Origin of the sequence: Streptomyces sp. NBC_01515, assembly GCF_045040345.1 — a bacterium.
Classification (GTDB): Bacteria; Actinomycetota; Actinomycetes; order Streptomycetales; family Streptomycetaceae; genus Streptomyces.
In genome coordinates, this window is sequence record NZ_CP109416.1 from 56,601 (window position 1) to 73,975 (window position 17,375).

The window sequence follows — 17,375 nt, forward strand, 5'->3', positions numbered from 1 at the left end:
AGGCGACTCGACGGCCGTGCCCCGGATCCTGTGATCGCCGCCTGGCGGCGGCGGTGCGCGGCGGCGCCGACGGCCGTATCCGCGACCTGCTGCGGGCATTGGCCCAGTATGCGGACGTGGACACGCTGTTCGCGCTGCGCGACGCGCTCACCTTGGATCTGGAGGCGGCGCGTCCAGGTCCCCGCGCAGGATCTGGTCGATGACCACCTTGAACAAGTCCAGGCGGGACGCCCGGGCCGGAAGCTCCTTGCGGGCGGCCGGGAACACCGACTCCAGCGCCGTCGCCACCGTCCGCCGGCCCACCCCGTACTTGGCCGACAGAGCCCTGCTGGACAGCCCTTCGACCTTCGCGTCACGGCGTATCGCCGCGTACAACTCGATCTTCGAGACCGGCACTTGAGTCACCCAGGGCTACCTACTGCACTCGGCATCCTCCCACCGCAAGGCCCCCAGTGGCGTCAAATCTCACCGACACTAAAACCGGCTCCACCCCGCCCCACCCCACTGGAGTCAGAACTCACTTACAACTGGCCTCAAGACTCACTTACAAAGCCACCTCGAGATGTCCGTTCTCAGATCCTCAGGATCCAGTGTCTCGTGTGCCCAAGATCAAGGGTCAAGGCCCTACCTCGCCGAGACCTGCGTTCAACCTCACACCAGAAATTCCAATTGGTAACTTGCAGCATTCCGCTCTCTAAAACTGAACAACACCCTGGTCAGCACCCGATGACTGCCCACCCGGCAGAGCCGCGACAACCGCCGTGGTGCCGCGGGCCTCGGCGAGCCGTGACGGGCCGATGCGGTATCAGGTGGCGGATTTACTCAGCCAGGAGCCTGAGAAGTTGCGGCGGAAGGGGCGGCGAGAACGGAGCAGCCATGGCTGGAGCCTCGTGTGCGCTGCCCGCCGGGTTCGATCACGACCACGGTCACCCCTGTCGTCACCGTGTTCCGGTCGTCGGTCAGACGTGCCTCGGCTGTTGTGCAGATCAGTTGCCAGGCGGCGAGCGGCGGCAGTGGGTCGGTACCCGCGGGCAGACGAAGTGTCACCAGGGCGTCCTGCGTGTTGATGGCCGGAGTAGGTGTACGGGTGAGTGCAGTCGTCAGACCGAGCATCCGGTCCCGGTCGTCAGGGCCGGCGAACAGGAGCCCTATGGCTTGGCGTACATCGACCGGCTCGGCGATCTCACGGGATACGGGGACCAGGTGTCCGTCGTCGGCGATGAAGTAGAGCAGCACACCGGACCGGAGTCCGCTGGCGGGGTCGCCGGCCTGGACGATGCCGGTTGGCGGGATGCCACAGCCTGACAGCAGCAGAGCCGTGGCAAGAAACACACCCCACCTCATGGCCGATCCTCCTCTGCGGATTCCGGCAACGGGAGTTCGACGGTGAAAACGACGCCGCCGTCGGGGTGGTTGGCCGCGCGGATCGTGCCGCCGTGGAGACGCACGTTCTCGGCGGTGATGGCGAGGCCCAGGCCACTGCCCTCCGTCCGGGTGCGAGCGGTGTCGGACTTGTAGAAGCGGTCGAATATGTGCGGCAGGACGGTATCCGGGATCCCGGACCCGTTGTCCAGCACCTCGATGACTGCCCACTGCCGCACACCGTCTGCGGTGGGCCGTTGGCGACCGGATACGGAGAGCCGTACCGGAGGTGCCCCGTGGCGCAAGGCGTTCCCGATCAGATTGGCAACGATCACGTCCAGGCGGCGGGGGTCGACTTGCCCCCGCAGCACCCCTGGTGGAGGCATCACTGTGACCACAGAGTCCTGCCAGCCCCTGGACGAAAGGGTGCGCTGGACCGACTCCGCGAGATCGATCTTGTCCAGGTGCAGGGCGGCGGCGCTGGCATCAAAGCGGGTGATCTCCATGAGGTCCTCCACCAGACGTGCGAGGTTGGCGGTCTCGTCGCTGATGAGCCGGACCGCGGAGGCGGTGTCCGGGGCAAGTTGGGTGGCGTCCTCGTCGAGGATGTCGGTGACGACGGACATGGCCGCCAGCGGGGTGCGCAGTTCGTGAGAGACATCCGCGGCGAAGCGGCGGGCTTTGGTCTCCATGCGGCGTAGTTCGGCGATGGACTCCTCCAGGGCGGCGGCGGTCTCGTTGAAGGTGTGGGACAAGTCGGCCAGTTCGTCCGAGCCGTGGACGGCGAGGCGGGTGTCGAGCCGGCCCTCGGCGATATGCCGGGTGGCGCGGCGCAGTTCGCGTACGGGTCGCAGCACTCCCCGGGCGGCCAGCAGCGCGACGAGCACGGCCAGGCCCGTGGCGGGTACGGTGGCCCGCCCCATGGCAGCGACCAGAGCCTGGACGGAGCCGAGTTCGCCTGTTTGGGGAACCACCAGGAAGACCGTGAGCCCAGAGGCCCGGCGCTCGTTGGCCATGGCGGTGGACATGACCGGTATGCCCACGACCAGGGACGGGCGGCCACCGGTCGTCACCCGCTGGAAGACGGTCGGCGTCTGGGTCGTCGCCGCGGTGCGCAGGGCGGCCGTCAGCTCGTGGAACGGGTCCTGCGGTACTGACGTGGCGCTCTGCCCCCGATAGACGACCAGTACCCGCCACTTGCGCGAGGGATCACCCTGGGCGATCTTGGCCGCGAACGCCGTCAGGTCCTGTCGGCTGGGCGGCAGCACCAGTGACGGTGCGAGGGAGTCGACCCGGTCGCGCAGCAGGCGGATGACACTGTCCTGGCTCTGCTGGAGGATGCCGCTGCGGGCCTGGCGGAACGTCAGGGCCCCGGTGGACAGGGCAGCGACGACAGCCACCAGTCCGAAGGCCACCACAAGTCTGACACGCAGACCGCCCGTGGGCAGGAAGCGGAGAAGTCGTCGCCGGGCCAAGGACGTGCGCGGTGAAAGCCGTGCCGTCATCAGGTGCGGTTGAACCGGTAGCCGAAGCCCCGGACGGTCTCGACGTAACGCGGCTGCCGCGGGGGCTCGGCCAGCTTGGTCCTCAGCCGTTTGACACAGGCGTCCACCAGCCGTGCATCTCCGTGGTAGCTGTGTTCCCAGACGGTCTCCAGCAGTTGCTGGCGGCTAAACACCCGACCGGGAGAGGCGGACAGGGTCAGCAGCAGCCGTAGTTCGGACGGAGCCAGCGGGACCGTAGCGCCCCTGCAGGTGACGGCGAGCCCCGCGCGGTCGATGCGGAGCTCACCGTACGTCTCGGCCGGCGGGCTGACTCCGTCAGAGGCCGGTCCTTGCTCGACGCGGCGAAGCACGGAACGGATCCTGGCCTCCAAAACCCGTGCCTGGACGGGTTTGACCACGTAGTCGTCCGCTCCGCTTTCGAGCCCGAGCACGATGTCCACGTCGTCGCCCCTGGCGGTCACCATGATGATCGGCACCTGGCTCTCCGCGCGAATCCGGCGACACACCTCCAGCCCGCTTATGCCGGGCAGCATCAGATCGAGCACCACGACGTCCGGCAGGAAAGCCCGCAGCCGACGCAGCCCCTCCTCACCGGTCTCAGCCGCCGCAACATCGTGCCCCTGGTGGCGCAGTGCCAGACTGGTGCCTTCACGGACAGCGGGGTCGTCTTCGATGAGGAGGACACAAGGCATGCGCTCAGTATCAGCGGTGGCCCTCGGTCCGCCGCATCACTGTTACACAATGATCACATGATCGAGGCTGCTGCAGTTCAGTCACATTCCCGACTTTTCTCGATCGTATTGTTCGGCAGCTCTGATCGGACATGAGCACATCGATCAGACCTTGAGCCTCTTCCAACCTCGTTCTTGTGATGGCCAGTTGGTCTGACAGCGCAGTGTCAGCCGGTCGGAAGACCCGCTTGACGGTGTGCCGTTGCTAGCGCGGCGCATGCAGGTCATCCCGCAGGATCCCGTCGACCGTCGCCTTGAACGGATCCAGGCGAGAGATCCGGGGCGGAAGCTGCTTGCGCGGCGCCGGCCACACCGGCTCCAACGCCAGAGCCACCGTCCTGCGGGCCGCCCCTGCACTTCGCCGACAAGACCCTGCTGAACAGCTCTTCGGCCCGAGCGTCATGGCGGATCGCCGCGTACAACTCGACCTTCGAAAAGGGCACTTGAGTCACCCATCGCGAGTTCGTTCGTTGCCTACTCGTCACAACACGAGCTCATGGCCATCATCTGGAACGCCCAGCCTGAGCTGCCATGCATTCGGTACGAAACCGGGAATCCGCCCCGCGCAATGACAGCAGTACAGCGTCCGACCACTATGACGGTCTGCACCGGGCCCCTCCAGGCAGTGGCCGCCATCGCCCCTCCCGCCGTCGAGGCCGCCCGCGCAGCCGACGCCGGACGTACCTCATCGGCGCACTGGTGACCGTCGGTCTGCTCGGCTCCGTCGTGTACTACCAGGCGGGCGCACGAAGCGACGCGTTGAGCGCTACGCCGCGTCCGCGGAGCACGGTGAACACCACTCACACCCCAACGCCCAAGCCCGCCCGGACGCCGGGCCCCAAGCCGACCCCGACCTCGACCAAGATCGACGTCCCCGCGACGGGTCCTGGCACATTTGTCACTGCGAGGGCCAGCGGCTCGAAGGTCGGGCGGGGTGCAAAGCTGCTCCGGTACACGGTGCAGGTCGAGACCGGAATCGACATCTCGGCGGCCCAAGCGGCGAACGAGATCGCTGACATACTCGCCGCTCGCCGGGGCTGGACCCGGAACGGGGTTGCGTCGTTCCAGCTGGTGGGGGCGGGAGAGCCCTACGACCTCAAGGTGATGATCGCGACGCCGGGAACGGCGGATGCCCTGTGCTGGACGGGCATTCAGCAGGACACTCACGGCGAATACAACTGCGAGGTTCCCGGCGGGGTGGTGGTGAATCTCAGACGCTGGGTCGACGGCTCACCGACGTTCGATGGCTCGATCCATGATTACCGGACCCTGATCGTCAACCACGAGATGGGGCACTACCTGGGCTACACGCACGAGACATGCGCGGGCCCCGGACAACTGGCCCCCGTGATGATGCAGCAGATCAAGGGCCTGTTCGGGTGCAAGGCCAACGCCTGGCCCTACGACGAGAACGGCCACCTCATCACCGGGCCGCCCGCCCCGTAGCAGGCCCTCCGACGATGCGCACGGAGCCGTACTCGGCGCCGCACCATTCCACGTTCCCGCCGCAGTATTCTCAATCCGGCCGCGGGAGTGTGCCCGCTGCTGATGGCTTGCGGCTCCGAGTCGCTTCCCTCGGCAGGCTGTGGGACCGCCGCTGGGCCGTCGGGGCAACTCGGCATCCGGACGCCAGCAGGATGAGGTCCTCGTCCTCACCAGCGAAGAGGCAGCGATGCGTTGACCCCGCTTGCGATGCTCAGCCTCCCGTATGGTCGCGCTGGCACACGCACGCCGGGCAGTGGGACCGCCAGCCTCCAAACCCCGGCGTCGTAGCCGTCGCCCGCCAGCACGTGCCGGTTGAGCGGAACCGGTCACGGACGCGGGAACATCGGTCAGTCCCAAAAGCCGGCGCGCGTCGGTGGTCGCGACCGCGGCGAGGGCCTGAGCGAGTTCCGGCTCGATCCCGGACACCGAGGCGGCGAGAGTGTCGACGGCATCGAGCGTGTCGTCCAGGGCGCCGGCACTCCAGGTGGCCGACGTGACCGTGTCCGCGAGGTGACACGCGCTCACCACAACCCGATCGGCATGTGTCTCGGCGACGGGCGCGGACTTCAACAGCAGTTCCATACACGGCACAACGAGCCCGGCCGTCGTAAGAGCGTCACCTCGGTCACCTCTCTGCCACTGTCGGCCAACTGCCGTTGCCGAGCCGGCTGTTCACCCGCTCACGGGCTCCTGGCACAGGAGGTCCGGGCGGGCGTCGGCGAGGTCGAAGGCCCGATTGAGGCCCTCCACGAATACGGGCTCGATCCGATAGATCCGCGCTCGCTCGTCGCGCTCCAGCACGTCGGCCCGGTTGTCCGGGCCGACCCACCGTCGTACGGCGCGGATGCTGGTGAGCGTCCCGCCGATCTTCCCCTGCGCGATCGGCGTCTCGGGGTGGCCGGCGAAGTGGTCCTGGATGTCGTCGTAGGAGGCGGTGCCGCCCAGTTCGACGAGGCGGCGCAGGACAGCCCGGGCGCCGGGCACCGCGGACGCCACGGTGTCGAACAGCAGCCGTTCCGTCCATCCCTCCCACAGCTCTTCCCCGCTCAGGTCCGCCGGGCCCGGCCGCAGCGCCAGTGCGGGAGCCTCCGGCCAACCACCCGTGACGGCAGCCGGGTTGATGCCGAACGCGGACTGCACTGCCGCGATCGCCTGCTCGTACGTGTCGGTCTGCGTGTCGATGGTCAGCTGCGCACCCGTCCCCTCGGTATCCCAGTGCCTCTCGGCGCATAGGGCGGGAGGCCGGCGAGACGCCGCGATCTGCCCGGCCCGGGCCAGTGCCTGACTCCACCCTTCGGCTGCGTGCTGTATGTAGGGATCCGAAGCACTTGAGCACGCCGACCTGGGACATTGCGGCAGTTGAGCACACCCCGACAGCTCTGCGGCACCGGCACTTGAGCAGCGACCCAGGCTGACGGTTCCCGGGTTGGGGTGCTGAGCCCCAGGTCAGGCCGTGGGCTCCAGAGGGGCTGTGGCTGTCTGCTCGTCGTGTTCGCGCAGCATGCGCATGACGGTGGCCGGGGCTGGGTGCTGGCGGCCGGGACTCTCCCTTGCGAGGCCACGAATTGGCGTCGACGCTCGCAGCGACTACGGCCGAGGACCGACGTTCGCGGTGGGCGGAAGCTCGCGGTCCCGCCAGGCTCGCTCCCACTGCCGGGTGATCGCGGGGTAGACGATCAGGTAGCGGAACGGTGCGATGAGAGCCATGTACACCCGTCCGAACCGGCCGTTGGGCTTGACGAGGATCGCCATCCGCAGTTCGTATGCGCCGCCTCCGGTCGGCACCCACCCCAGGTGCATGACGGCGTGGCAGGTCTTGTTCGCCAGTTCACGGACGGACTCGTTGTGGAGCAGGTACACAGGGGTGAACGGAGCGTCGCTGGTGTCGGAGACGTCGACGGTCTCACGGAGATCGCCTGGCAGGCGGTCATACAGTGGTTGAACCCGCGTCCCGAGGCTCGTCTTGGGCTTGTCCCAACCAAGGAGGGCACCTAGCTTCGAGCGCACCACGAACAGGAACCGGACTGCACGGGGCGGCTTGGTGAATCCGCCGGCTGTCTGCATCGCGGCGAGTATGACGGGAAAGTCGTCCGGTCCGGCACCGGGGGTGCGGAGGGACCACACGTCCTCGGTCCGAAAGTCGCCGGTGAACTCGTGGATCCGCCACGGCTGGTCGGAATGGGCCGTGCGGGGAATTTTCATGGCCGCTGCCAACCTCTCCTGGGCCGCATGTCGTCCGCCACTCCCGTTACACGCGTGCGTCTATGACGAAGCTAGCCCACTGCAGGATCTGCTCGTCGTATAGGTCGTTCAGATCAGGCTGCTGCACGGCATAGCGTTGCTCTTCGGCGAGAACTACCCAGCCAACGGCTCATCTACTGCTGAGATACGGGCTCGATTGCTGATGTCCGTCGCAAAGGATCTGGTCTCCGAGACCGGCTCCGACCTGGATCGACCAGTTCAAGTGAGACGGAGAGGCATTGAAAATCTCAGATGATCTCGTCCGGGGAGAGCGGATACCTGTGTCCGTCTCAGGTGATCTGGTTCGCCTGGGGCGTTTTCGCCCGGTTGCAGGGTTCGTACTGAAGCCGGCAGTCCAGCCATGCGGTGACGTCCGTGATGACCGCCGCGTCGACGTGCTGGGGTGCCATGTACCCGGCGGGCGTCGACGGTTCCGTCCCTGGGAAGAAGAGGTGGTCGTCGGCTTCGTGGATCTGGATGGTGACGTCCGGACGCCCGGCCAGTCCCTCTCGCCAGAGGGACAAGTCATGCTCGACGGTGACCTGGTAGTCGCGGCCGCCCTGAAGGATCAGGAGCGGCTTGCCCAGGCGGGCGGCGGTGGCAACCGGGTCATAGGAGCGCAGGTCCAGCCAGTACGAGGCAGGAAGGCCGAAGGGTAGGTCCTCCCGGGGCGTACGGGGTGACAGGGCGGTCTCGACGATCGCGGCCTGACGGGTGATCTCCGCGAGGACCGCCTCGGAGTGCGGGCCTGGGTCGAGGGCGGCGAGGTGGCCCACGACCCGGACGGCCGCCCGGTGCATGGGCTCGGCGTCGCCCGCCAGGATCACGACGCCCGCGACGGACGGCTCGGTCTCGGCGACCCGTGGGGCGACCTTGCCGCCCATGCTGTGCCCGGCGACGAACACCCGGCCGGCATCGACGCGCGGCTCCTCCTGGAGCAGGCGCACGGCGGCAACGGCGTAGGGGACGTACTCGCGTGTCATCGTGAAGTCGTCCGCGGCGGCGACCTCCGCCGCGTATGTGAAGGTCACCTTGTCGTGGCGCAGCACTGCCACGCCGCGGCTGGCCAGACCCCAGGCGAGGTCCTTGAGGGGCTTGTTGGGTCCGCTGGTCGCGTCCCGGTCGAAGGGACCTCCGCCGCTCAGCAGCACGACCCCGGGCCACGGGCCGTCGCCACGCGGAACGGTGACGGTGCCGGCCACGGCGAGAGCACCGGCTCCGATTGTGACATCGTGCTCCTCGAAGGCGTCCGGATCCGCATAGGAGGGCGCCGCCCAGGGTTCGCAGGCAGGGGGCGCGAGGCGCAGCCCGTTCAGCAGGCCGGCGGAGTCGACCGACATGACGGCGGTGAACTGTCCCCGCTCGCAGACCACGGGAACGCTGACGCGGATCAGGTCCGGCCGCAGGCTCTCGCTCGACGGTTCGCCGAGGTCCGTGACCGGTCCGGTTCCCGCGGTCTCGGCGAGCCAGGCCGCTTGGAGTGTCTCGGCGGTCAGCGCGGCACGCAAGGGCGGGGCGAACAGCGCAGCGATCTCCCTGAAACGGGCATCGCGCGCCCACGCGACCACCAGCACGGCGGTCTCCTCCGCAGTCTGCATCCCTTCACCTTTCTTAGATTTGAGAAAGGTAGCATGCGTGAGAAAGTGGAGGGATGGACACCTTGGAACTCCTGGCGCATCCTGTCCGCCTCCGCGTGGTCCACACACTGCGCGGTGGGCGGGTCCTGACCACCGGGCAGCTGTGCGCTCTGATCCCGGACGTGTCCAAGGCGACCGTCTACCGGCACGTCGACCTTCTCGCCGCGGGCGGCATCCTGGACGTCGCCGACGAACGGCGGGTGCGGGGCGCCGTCGAACGCCGCTACCGGCTGCGGCAGGAACGCGCGGGCATCGACGCGGAAACCGCGCGTGCGCTCACACCGCAGCACCACGAGCGGGCGTTCGCTGCCGCCATGGCCGCCCTGGTCGCGGAGTTCGGCGCTTACCTGGAGCGCGACGGCAGCGATCCCGTAGACGACCTCGTCGGCTATCGGCAGCACGCAATCTGGCTCAGCAAGGACGAGCTCGTAGCACTGATCGGTGCGATGCAAGCCGCCATCGCGCCCCTCCTCGCCAACGAAGCGTCGGGGGAACGTACCCGCTACCTCCTCAGCCCCATCCTGTTCCCCGCCGAACAGCAAGACCCGCTGTAGCCGACACCGCCGCTCACCGTGAACCAGATCATCTGAGATGACGAGCGAATCAGACCAGATCACTTGAGACAGGGGCCAGGTCGACTGAGACGGGACAGCTGAAGTAGACCGGCCCCACACATGGGTTGTAGGTTCTCGGCGCTCGTGTCGGACGCCGCCTTCATGACCTGCGGCTTCGTCCGCAGTCTCACGACGTTTCGGACGCTGGAGTCTCACGCCCGTGTCGTCTCCTCGACGGTCGGCGCCAGGCGGCTCGGGCCGTCGGTTCTTCGACCTGGGCGGTCTCACGGCCGGTGTCGCATCCGCCATCGATCCGACATTGGCCGTGAGATTCCGACGCGGGATTTGAGACCCCACATGGGTGTAGGGGATCGCTCCAGACTGGCACGACGACCTGCAACTTTCCTGTGGTTCAGCAGACACATCAGGGCCGCTGTCGCTCCTACTTCAGCACTCTGGGACTGGCGCCAAGGCAGGACTCCGGCATTCTCGCGGCCGCCCGACGTGGCCGGCATGGTCCTGATGCCCCGCCTCGGCCGCGATGGTGATTCGTGATGGGACGGAAGACCGAGCCTGCTGCGTCACCATCGCCCGTCCCCGCCGGGCTGGGCCAACTCGCCGGTTCCGATCCGGCCCGCTCCGATGAACTGCCCGACCCGTGGCGGGTGTGACACCTCTACACACCTGGATAAACATGCACATGATCACACCATCGCTACCGTCAAGTAGCTTCCTAGATTCCCACCATCGTCCATATTTTCCATATTTTCTTTAAAGCTACCTTCAAATCGTCACACGAGTCGCATGTGGCGACTTCGGTGCGTGAGTTGAAGGAGCCACGATGTCGTCAGTCGTGAGATGGCGGGACCGGCTACGGCCTGGGAGAGGCGGTCAACTGGTTGCGAGTGTGCTGGCGTTGGCCTTGTCCGGAACGCTGCTCGCTCCTGCCGTGGCGGCCCCGCTGTCTGCAGGGGCGGACTCTGGGAAAAAGCGGCCGTCCTCAGTCGCTACCGAGGCGGCCGATGTGGCGTCGGCGCGCATAGCCGCCCGGTTGACGGGGCGCAGGATCGAGGCGCTGTCGGAGCGTACTGAGACGTCCACGACGTGGGTCAACGCGAACGGCTCCCTGACCACTGAAGTCTCCGCTGGACCCATCCGCTACAAGGAGGGCGGCACCTGGCATCCAGTCGATCTGAACCTCGTCGAGAACAAGGACGGCAGTGTCGAGCCCAAGGGCCACCCCGAGGGACTGCGGCTTGCTGCCGGCGGGGGAAGTGTCGCGAGTTCCCTGAAGGCGGCACGAGCGGCAAGCGCCCGTGACCTGGTGATACTCGGGGAAGGCGATCAGCAGATAACGCTGCGGTGGAAGGGCGGTCTGCCCGAGCCGCAGCTCAAAAACAACACGGCCACCTACGCGGATGCGCTCCCGGGCGCTGACGTGGTGGTGCAGGCGACCCGCACAGGGTTCGAACAGTTCGTCAACATCAACCAGCGGCCTGCGGAATCGGGTTACTCCTACGTCATGCCGCTGGAGACGAAAGGGCTCTCGGTCAAGCAACGCGATGACGGATCGCTGCTGTTCACCCGAGACGGCGGCCGTAAGCAGGCAGTCATGCCGTCGCCGGTCATGTGGGACGCAGCCGTGGACAAGGTGTCGGGTGAGCACACCCACCAGGCTCCGGTGAAACTGAGCGTGGTGGAGCACAAGGACTCGGTCGATCTCGTCTTCACTCCTGACGCCGCGTTCCTTGCCGACGCGGACACGGTGTATCCGGTGACCGTGGATCCGTCGACCTCGTCGCTCAGCGATGTGTTCGACACCTACGTGCAGCAGGGCGAGACGGCCGACTGGTCCACCGACACCGAACTGGACCTGGGCAATCCGGGCACAACCAACGCCGACGGCACGGCGCGCACCGCGCGTTCGTTCATCACGTGGAACACGGCGCCGTTCGCCGACGCGCTGGTCTCCAGTGCGAAGTTGTCGCTGTGGAACTTCCACTCCGCGAACACCGACTGCGCGGCGTATCCGTGGGAGGTGTGGGACGCGGGGAAGGCGTCGACGTCATCCCGGTGGACAGCCCAGCCGGCGTGGACGGCGAAGTACGCGACGTCGAGTGAGACGACAGGCAACGCGGGGTGCTCCTCGCAGCCGGATGGCTGGATCAACGCGGACGTGACCACGCTTGCCCAGACGTGGGCGTCGGCGAAGAACGCGACGTCGGGGATGGGGCTGCGAGCGTCGAGTGAGACGGTGGTCGAACAGTGGAAGCGGGTCAACTCTGCCGATGCGGCGTCGAATCCGCCGAAGCTGGTCGTGACCTACAACTACCGCCCGCGGACGGGGACGGATCAGCAGGCGGGGCCGCCGTTCTTCAAGGACGCCTCCAGCGGGGCCTGGTACGTGAACACCGTGACACCGACCCTTCGGGACACCTTCGCCGACTCCAACAACGACAAGGTCGACGGAACGTTCCAGATCTTCGACAACGCCACGGACACCCAGGTCGGCAACCTGCTGGTCTCGCCGTACGTGGCGTCGGGACAGCCGGCGTCGGTGACCGTGCCTTCAGGGGTGCTGACCAACGGCAAGACGTACAAATTCCGCACCAACCCCTACGACGGCCTGCACTACAACAACGACTGGTCGGCGTGGGCGACGTTCACCGTGGACACCTCAGCTCCTTCCGCGCCGACTGCGGTGACCTCGACGGACTATCCCACCAGCAGCTGGGTCAAGGGAGTCGGGCAGGCAGGTACGTTCACGGTCACTCCGCCATCCGGCGACCAGAACGCCGTTGAGTGGTCCACGGACGACGGCGACACCTGGACCTCCATCCCGACCAGTGGCAGCACCAGCCCGGTGGCGTTCTCGCTGACGCCGCAGAAGGCGGGCACCCGGACGCTGCAAGTGCGGGCGAGTGACAAGGCCGACAACAAGTCGGACGTCACCGAGTACACGTTCCATGTCGGGCCAGGCGGGATCACCCGCCCCGATGACGGCACCAACACGGCGGCCCGGCTGCCGCTGGAGGCCGAGGCAGACAGCTCCGCTTACAGCGGTGTCACCTTCTCCTGGCGGCGCAGCACCGCCGACGGGTGGAGCACGGTGCCGGCATCCGACGTGCTGCTGGGTGGCAGCGTCATCTCCAGCTGGCCGGTCGCCCTGACCGGCGGGAAGTCACCCGCTCTGACATGGAACGCAACCGGCACCGTCAACCCCGACGGCGCCGTACAACTGCGTGCCGACTTCACCGGCAGCGGCGGAGCCACAGCCTCCTCGGACCCGATCGATATCGTCGTCGACCGCACCGCCGACTATGCCGACAGCGAGGAGGCCGTGCCCGGATCCCTGAACTTGCTCACCGGCGACTTCACCCTGTCGGGCACCGACGCCAACGCGTTCGACATCTCCATCACCCGCACCGCATCCTCACGCCGTCCGCAAGCAGGGGGCCAGCAAGAAGGCCGAGCGGCCATCTTCGGTGACGAATGGCTGGCCGGCACCACAGCCGACAAGGTGTCCTCCGACTACACCCAGATCGTCAAAACGTCCACGACCTCCCTGGACGTGGTCCAAGCCGACGGAACCACCATCTCCTTCACTGCGAAGGCAACCGGCACCGGATGGACACCCCAGACAGGCGCGGAAAGCCTCACTCTCAACGGCGCTTTCGCCTCGGGCGACTTCACGCTGACCGACACCGACGGCACCGTCGTCACCTTCTCCAAGGCCACCAGCAATGCGGTGACCTGGACGGTCACCAGCGCACTGGCGAACGGCCTGGCCAACTCCACCACCGCAGTCATCTCCGAGACGGCCGGCACCACCACCCTGACCCGGCCCAAGCAGATCATCGCCGCGACCACCGCGACCAGCCTCGCCACCTGCACAACGGCCCCCTCCACCAAGGGCTGCCGCGTCCTGGACTTCGTCTACGCTACCTCCACGACCGCCACGGCGTCCGCCTTCGGCGACTACACCGGACAGGTGTCCTCCCTGAGACTGTGGGCCACCGCCCCCGGCGCGAGCACCGCGACAGCCACCACCGTCGCCCGCTACGCCTACGACACCGACGGCCGGTTGCGTGAGGCATGGGACCCTCGCATCAGCCCGGCGCTGAAGATCGCCTACGCCTACGACAGCGCCGGCCGCGTCAGCTCGGTCACCCCGCCGGGGCAGCTGCCGTACACCTTCACCTACGGCAACGCCGCTGCTACGCCGTCAGCGGGTGAGGGCATGCTGCTGAGCGTCTCGCGAGCCACTCTCACACCGGGCAGCGCCTCACAGACCAACGGAACCGCAACCACGAGCATCGTCTACAACGTGCCGCTCACCGGTGCCAAGGCACCCGTGAATCTCTCCGCGCAGACCATTTCCGCGTGGGGCCAGAGTGATCAGCCCACCGACGGCACGGCCATCTTCCCCGCCGACCAGGTCCCGGCCAGCCACGACGGCACCACCCTGAACGCGACGGACTACACCCGCGCGGACCTGCACTACCTCAACGCCTCCGGCCGCGAGGTCGACTCCGCGACCCCAGGCGGCAATCTCGCCGTCGCCGAGTACGACCGCTACGGCAACACCGTACGGTCCCTGTCCGCCACCAACCGCGAGCTGGCCCTGGGCTCCACCGACGCCGCCAAGAAACAACTCACCGAGCTGGGCATCATCGCCTTGCCCTCAGCCGAACGCGCCCAACTGCTCTCCCAGACCACACTCTTCAACGCCGACGGAACCCTGGAAACCGAAACATTCGGGCCGCTGCACGCTGTCGCCCTGGAGCACAACCTCACCAGCGGCTCGACCACCTACGCGAGCGCCGGCTCTCAGATCATCGCCCGCGCGCACAAGGTCAACACCTACGACCAGGGACGGCCCACCGACGGCACAGCCGTCGTGAGCGGCCAGATCACGAAGACGATCACCAGTGCGCAGCCCCGTAGCTGGCCCGGACTGACCGCCGATGCCCGCATCACCACCACCGGCTACGACTGGGCCAAGGGCCGGCCCACCAGCACCGTCCAGGACCCCGGCGGACTGGCCGTCACGACCACCGCCACCTACGACAGCCAAGGCCGCGTCACCAAGTCCACGCTGCCCGCCTCCTCCGGCACCGACGCCGGCACCACCGTCAACACCTACTACACCGCCGACGGCGGCGGCACCTGCGGCCAACACCCCGAATGGGCCGACTCACTGTGTCAGACCGGCTCCGGCGCAGCAGTCACCGGCGGCGGGAGCAACCCGTCGGCCCGCCCCGTGACCACCATCCAGTACGGCCTGTACGGCCAGCCCGCCATCACGACCGTCACCGCCGGCACCTCGACACGCACCACGACAGTCACCTACGACGACGCAGGCCGGCAGAACACCGTCACCACCACCGGAGGCCTCGGCACCGCCCTGCCGGCCGCGACCACCACCTACGACACCAGCATCGGCGTGCCCCTCACGCAAAGCACCAGCAACGGCACGATCACCAAGGCCTACGACCAGCTCGGACGGCAGATCAGCTACACAGACGCCGACGGCGCCACCACGAGCACCCGTTACGACAGTCTCGACCGGCCCACCACCCTCGCCGACAGCACACCGTCGACCACCACCTACGCCTACGACACCGCCGTCGACCCCCGCGGCACTGCCACCTCGGTCACCGACTCCGTCGCCGGCACGTTCACCGCCCGCTACAACGCCGACGGCGGCCTCACCACCGAGACCCTGCCCGGCGGCTACACGCTCACCGAGCAGTACGACACCACCGGAACCCCGGTCACCCGCACCTACACCCGCACCAGCGACAGCACGGTCGTCCTCAGCGACAGCGCCTCCTACACGATCCAGGGCCAACAGGCCGCTCACACCGGAACCCCGGGCGTCACCGCCGCACAGACCTACACCTACGACAACGTGGGACGCCTGACCCGCGTCCAGGACACGACACCGGACGCCGTGTGCACCACCCGCGCCTACACCTTCGACGCCGACTCCAACCGAACCAGCCTCGCGACCGCAACCGCGGCCGTCAACGCCGACTGCACCACGAGCGGCGCCACCACCTCCAACTACACCTACGACAGCGCCGATCGGCTCGTGAACACCGGCTACACGTACGACGCCTACGGCCGCACCACCGCCACCCCCACCACCAGCCTCGCCTACTACACCAATGACCTCGTCCAGCAGCAGACCACCGGCGCCCAGCGCCAGACCTGGACCCTGGACCCCGCCCAGCGCTCGCGCACCTACACGCGCGAGACCAGCACGGCCGGAACCTGGACCACCCAGGCAACCCGCACCAACCACTACTCCTCCGACAGCGACAGCCCCCGCTGGACCACCGAGGACGCCAGCGGCACCATCACCCGCAACGTCACCGACCTCGACAACGCGCTCGCCGCGACCACCAACCAGACCGGTGGCACCGTTCTGCAGCTGAGCAACCTGCACGGCGACATCACCATCCGGCTCCCCAGTGACACCGCCGTCGCCCCCACCGTCCTGGACACCGACGAGTACGGCAACCACCGTTCCACCACGACGACCGCCCGATACGCCTGGCACGGAGCCGACCAGCGCTCCAGCGACGCCCTCTCCGGACTCGTCCTCATGGGCGTCCGCCTCTACGACCCCACCACCGGACGCTTCCTCAGCACCGACCCCGTCGCCGGCGGCAGCTGCAACAACTACGACTACGCCTGCGGCGATCCACAGAACGCCAGCGACCTCACCGGAACAACCATCAAGAGCCGCACCCAGAAGATCTGCACCACCTACGAGTGCACCACCATCAAACGCTCCTGCGACAGCAGGCACCGCTGCGCCGTCGGCTTCTGGGTCACCTTCCGCAAAAAGATGAGGACGGCCTGGATCGAGACATTCGTCTGGACCCTCTACAGCGACGGCTGGTACGTCAAAAGCAACAGCTACTCGCACTCCGAATTCGGCAGCTACAATTTCCACGGGTACTGGTACAGCAACAAATCCACGGCCGCAGGCGACCGCGGCTGGTTCTGGTGCATCAAGAAAGTGGTCTCCTGCCTCATGGATCCCGGAGACAGAGTCACCCTCGAATACCACGGCGTCGCCTGGCTTCTGGGCGGCGTCAAGGTCTACTACACCGGCGGAGGGTCCTTCGGCGGAGGTGGCACGTACAAGTAGAAACGACCCACACCGCACCTAGCCCACCCCCGCACGCCCAGCACCACCAGGACGCCAACTAGCATGCGGGGACGGCCCCTTCCACGCTCCATGGGGCCCTCCCCGCTCCCGCGCAGACCGAACAGGACACACCGTGGACACCGAAGCCGTCCAGCCGGCACCAGGCATCGACGCCTTCAACACGTGGTGCGCATACCTCGAAGTGGAACTCTCCATCTCCGTCAACACGGCAGACGCTCGTGCCTGGCTGTGGAACCTGTTCATCCACAACGGCGAAATGCCCGCCGACATGGTCGCCCCACTGGTACTCGACCGCCGCCTCGAACTCACAAATCAGGCCATCGACTATTTTTTGCACGCGGCCGACACCGACCTGAAATCCGCAATTCCACTCACGCTCACGCCTCACATCCTCCACCCCGAACCCCGTGAGCCCGCAGGACAAGTAAACGTCTACACCAGCGAAATCCTCGCCATCGGACCTCTGGGAATCTTCCAGGAAGTCGCCGGCGCAACACAGGACTACCTCGCCCGACGCCACCAGACCGTGTGGCCCGTCTGCCCCGACCACCGCACCGGCACCCACCCCCAGCCCATCCCCGACGGCGTCGCCTGGATCTGCACCACCGGACCTCACACAGTCCGCACCATGACAGCCCCCGACCCCACCCGGTAGCAATCCACGCTCGCAAGGG

11 protein-coding genes are annotated in these 17,375 nt (G+C 67.4%); 4 read left to right on the plus strand and 7 right to left on the minus strand.

Annotated features, from left to right (window positions below; all coding sequences use genetic code 11):
- Positions 1-147 precede the first annotated feature (147 nt).
- From OG407_RS00225 to OG407_RS00240, 4 genes are all read right to left on the minus strand, one after another.
- A complete protein-coding gene (locus tag OG407_RS00225; protein WP_405853821.1) occupies positions 148-405 on the minus strand; it encodes a hypothetical protein in 258 nt (85 codons plus the stop codon).
- Positions 406-822: 417 nt separating this feature from the next.
- Positions 823-1,344, minus strand: coding sequence for a hypothetical protein (locus OG407_RS00230; RefSeq protein WP_405853823.1), 522 nt, complete (start codon positions 1,342-1,344; stop codon positions 823-825).
- The gene (locus OG407_RS00235) at positions 1,341-2,762 is read right to left on the minus strand and encodes a sensor histidine kinase (protein WP_405853825.1); all 1,422 of its coding nucleotides are present in this window, start codon (positions 2,760-2,762) and stop codon (positions 1,341-1,343) included. Before OG407_RS00235 ends, OG407_RS00230 begins: the two co-directional genes overlap by 4 nt.
- A gap of 104 nt (positions 2,763-2,866) precedes the next feature.
- Positions 2,867-3,559, minus strand: a complete 693-nt coding sequence (locus tag OG407_RS00240; RefSeq protein WP_405853827.1) for a response regulator — start codon at positions 3,557-3,559, stop codon at positions 2,867-2,869.
- 570 nt (positions 3,560-4,129) lie between these two features.
- On the opposite strand from OG407_RS00240, the gene OG407_RS00245 reads away from it, so the two are divergent.
- Positions 4,130-5,044 (plus strand): DUF3152 domain-containing protein, encoded by a 915-nt coding sequence (locus OG407_RS00245; RefSeq protein WP_405853829.1) that lies wholly within the window; start codon positions 4,130-4,132, stop codon positions 5,042-5,044.
- A 711-nt stretch (positions 5,045-5,755) separates the two neighbouring features.
- Here the strand turns inward: OG407_RS00245 and OG407_RS00250 are convergent.
- The 3 genes from OG407_RS00250 to OG407_RS00260 form a co-directional block, all read right to left on the minus strand.
- Positions 5,756-6,223: a hypothetical protein gene (locus OG407_RS00250; protein ID WP_405853831.1), complete on the minus strand. Its 468-nt coding sequence runs from the start codon at positions 6,221-6,223 to the stop codon at positions 5,756-5,758.
- Between the two features lie 447 nt (positions 6,224-6,670).
- A complete protein-coding gene (locus OG407_RS00255) occupies positions 6,671-7,285 on the minus strand; it encodes a DUF2867 domain-containing protein (RefSeq protein ID WP_405853833.1) in 615 nt (204 codons plus the stop codon).
- A gap of 329 nt (positions 7,286-7,614) precedes the next feature.
- Positions 7,615-8,922, minus strand: coding sequence for an alpha/beta fold hydrolase (locus tag OG407_RS00260; protein WP_405853835.1), 1,308 nt, complete (start codon positions 8,920-8,922; stop codon positions 7,615-7,617).
- 53 nt (positions 8,923-8,975) lie between these two features.
- Here OG407_RS00260 and OG407_RS00265 point away from each other — a divergent pair, with 53 nt between their 5' ends.
- The 3 genes from OG407_RS00265 (at position 8,976) to OG407_RS00275 (ending at position 17,356) form a co-directional block, all read left to right on the plus strand.
- Positions 8,976-9,515: a helix-turn-helix domain-containing protein gene (locus OG407_RS00265; RefSeq protein ID WP_405853837.1), complete on the plus strand. Its 540-nt coding sequence runs from the start codon at positions 8,976-8,978 to the stop codon at positions 9,513-9,515.
- Between the two features lie 841 nt (positions 9,516-10,356).
- A complete protein-coding gene (locus OG407_RS00270) occupies positions 10,357-16,680 on the plus strand; it encodes a DNRLRE domain-containing protein (RefSeq protein WP_405853839.1) in 6,324 nt (2,107 codons plus the stop codon).
- 133 nt (positions 16,681-16,813) lie between these two features.
- Complete coding sequence (locus OG407_RS00275; protein WP_405853840.1) at positions 16,814-17,356, plus strand: hypothetical protein; 543 nt, start codon at positions 16,814-16,816, stop codon at positions 17,354-17,356.
- The last annotated feature ends 19 nt before the right edge of the window (positions 17,357-17,375 follow it).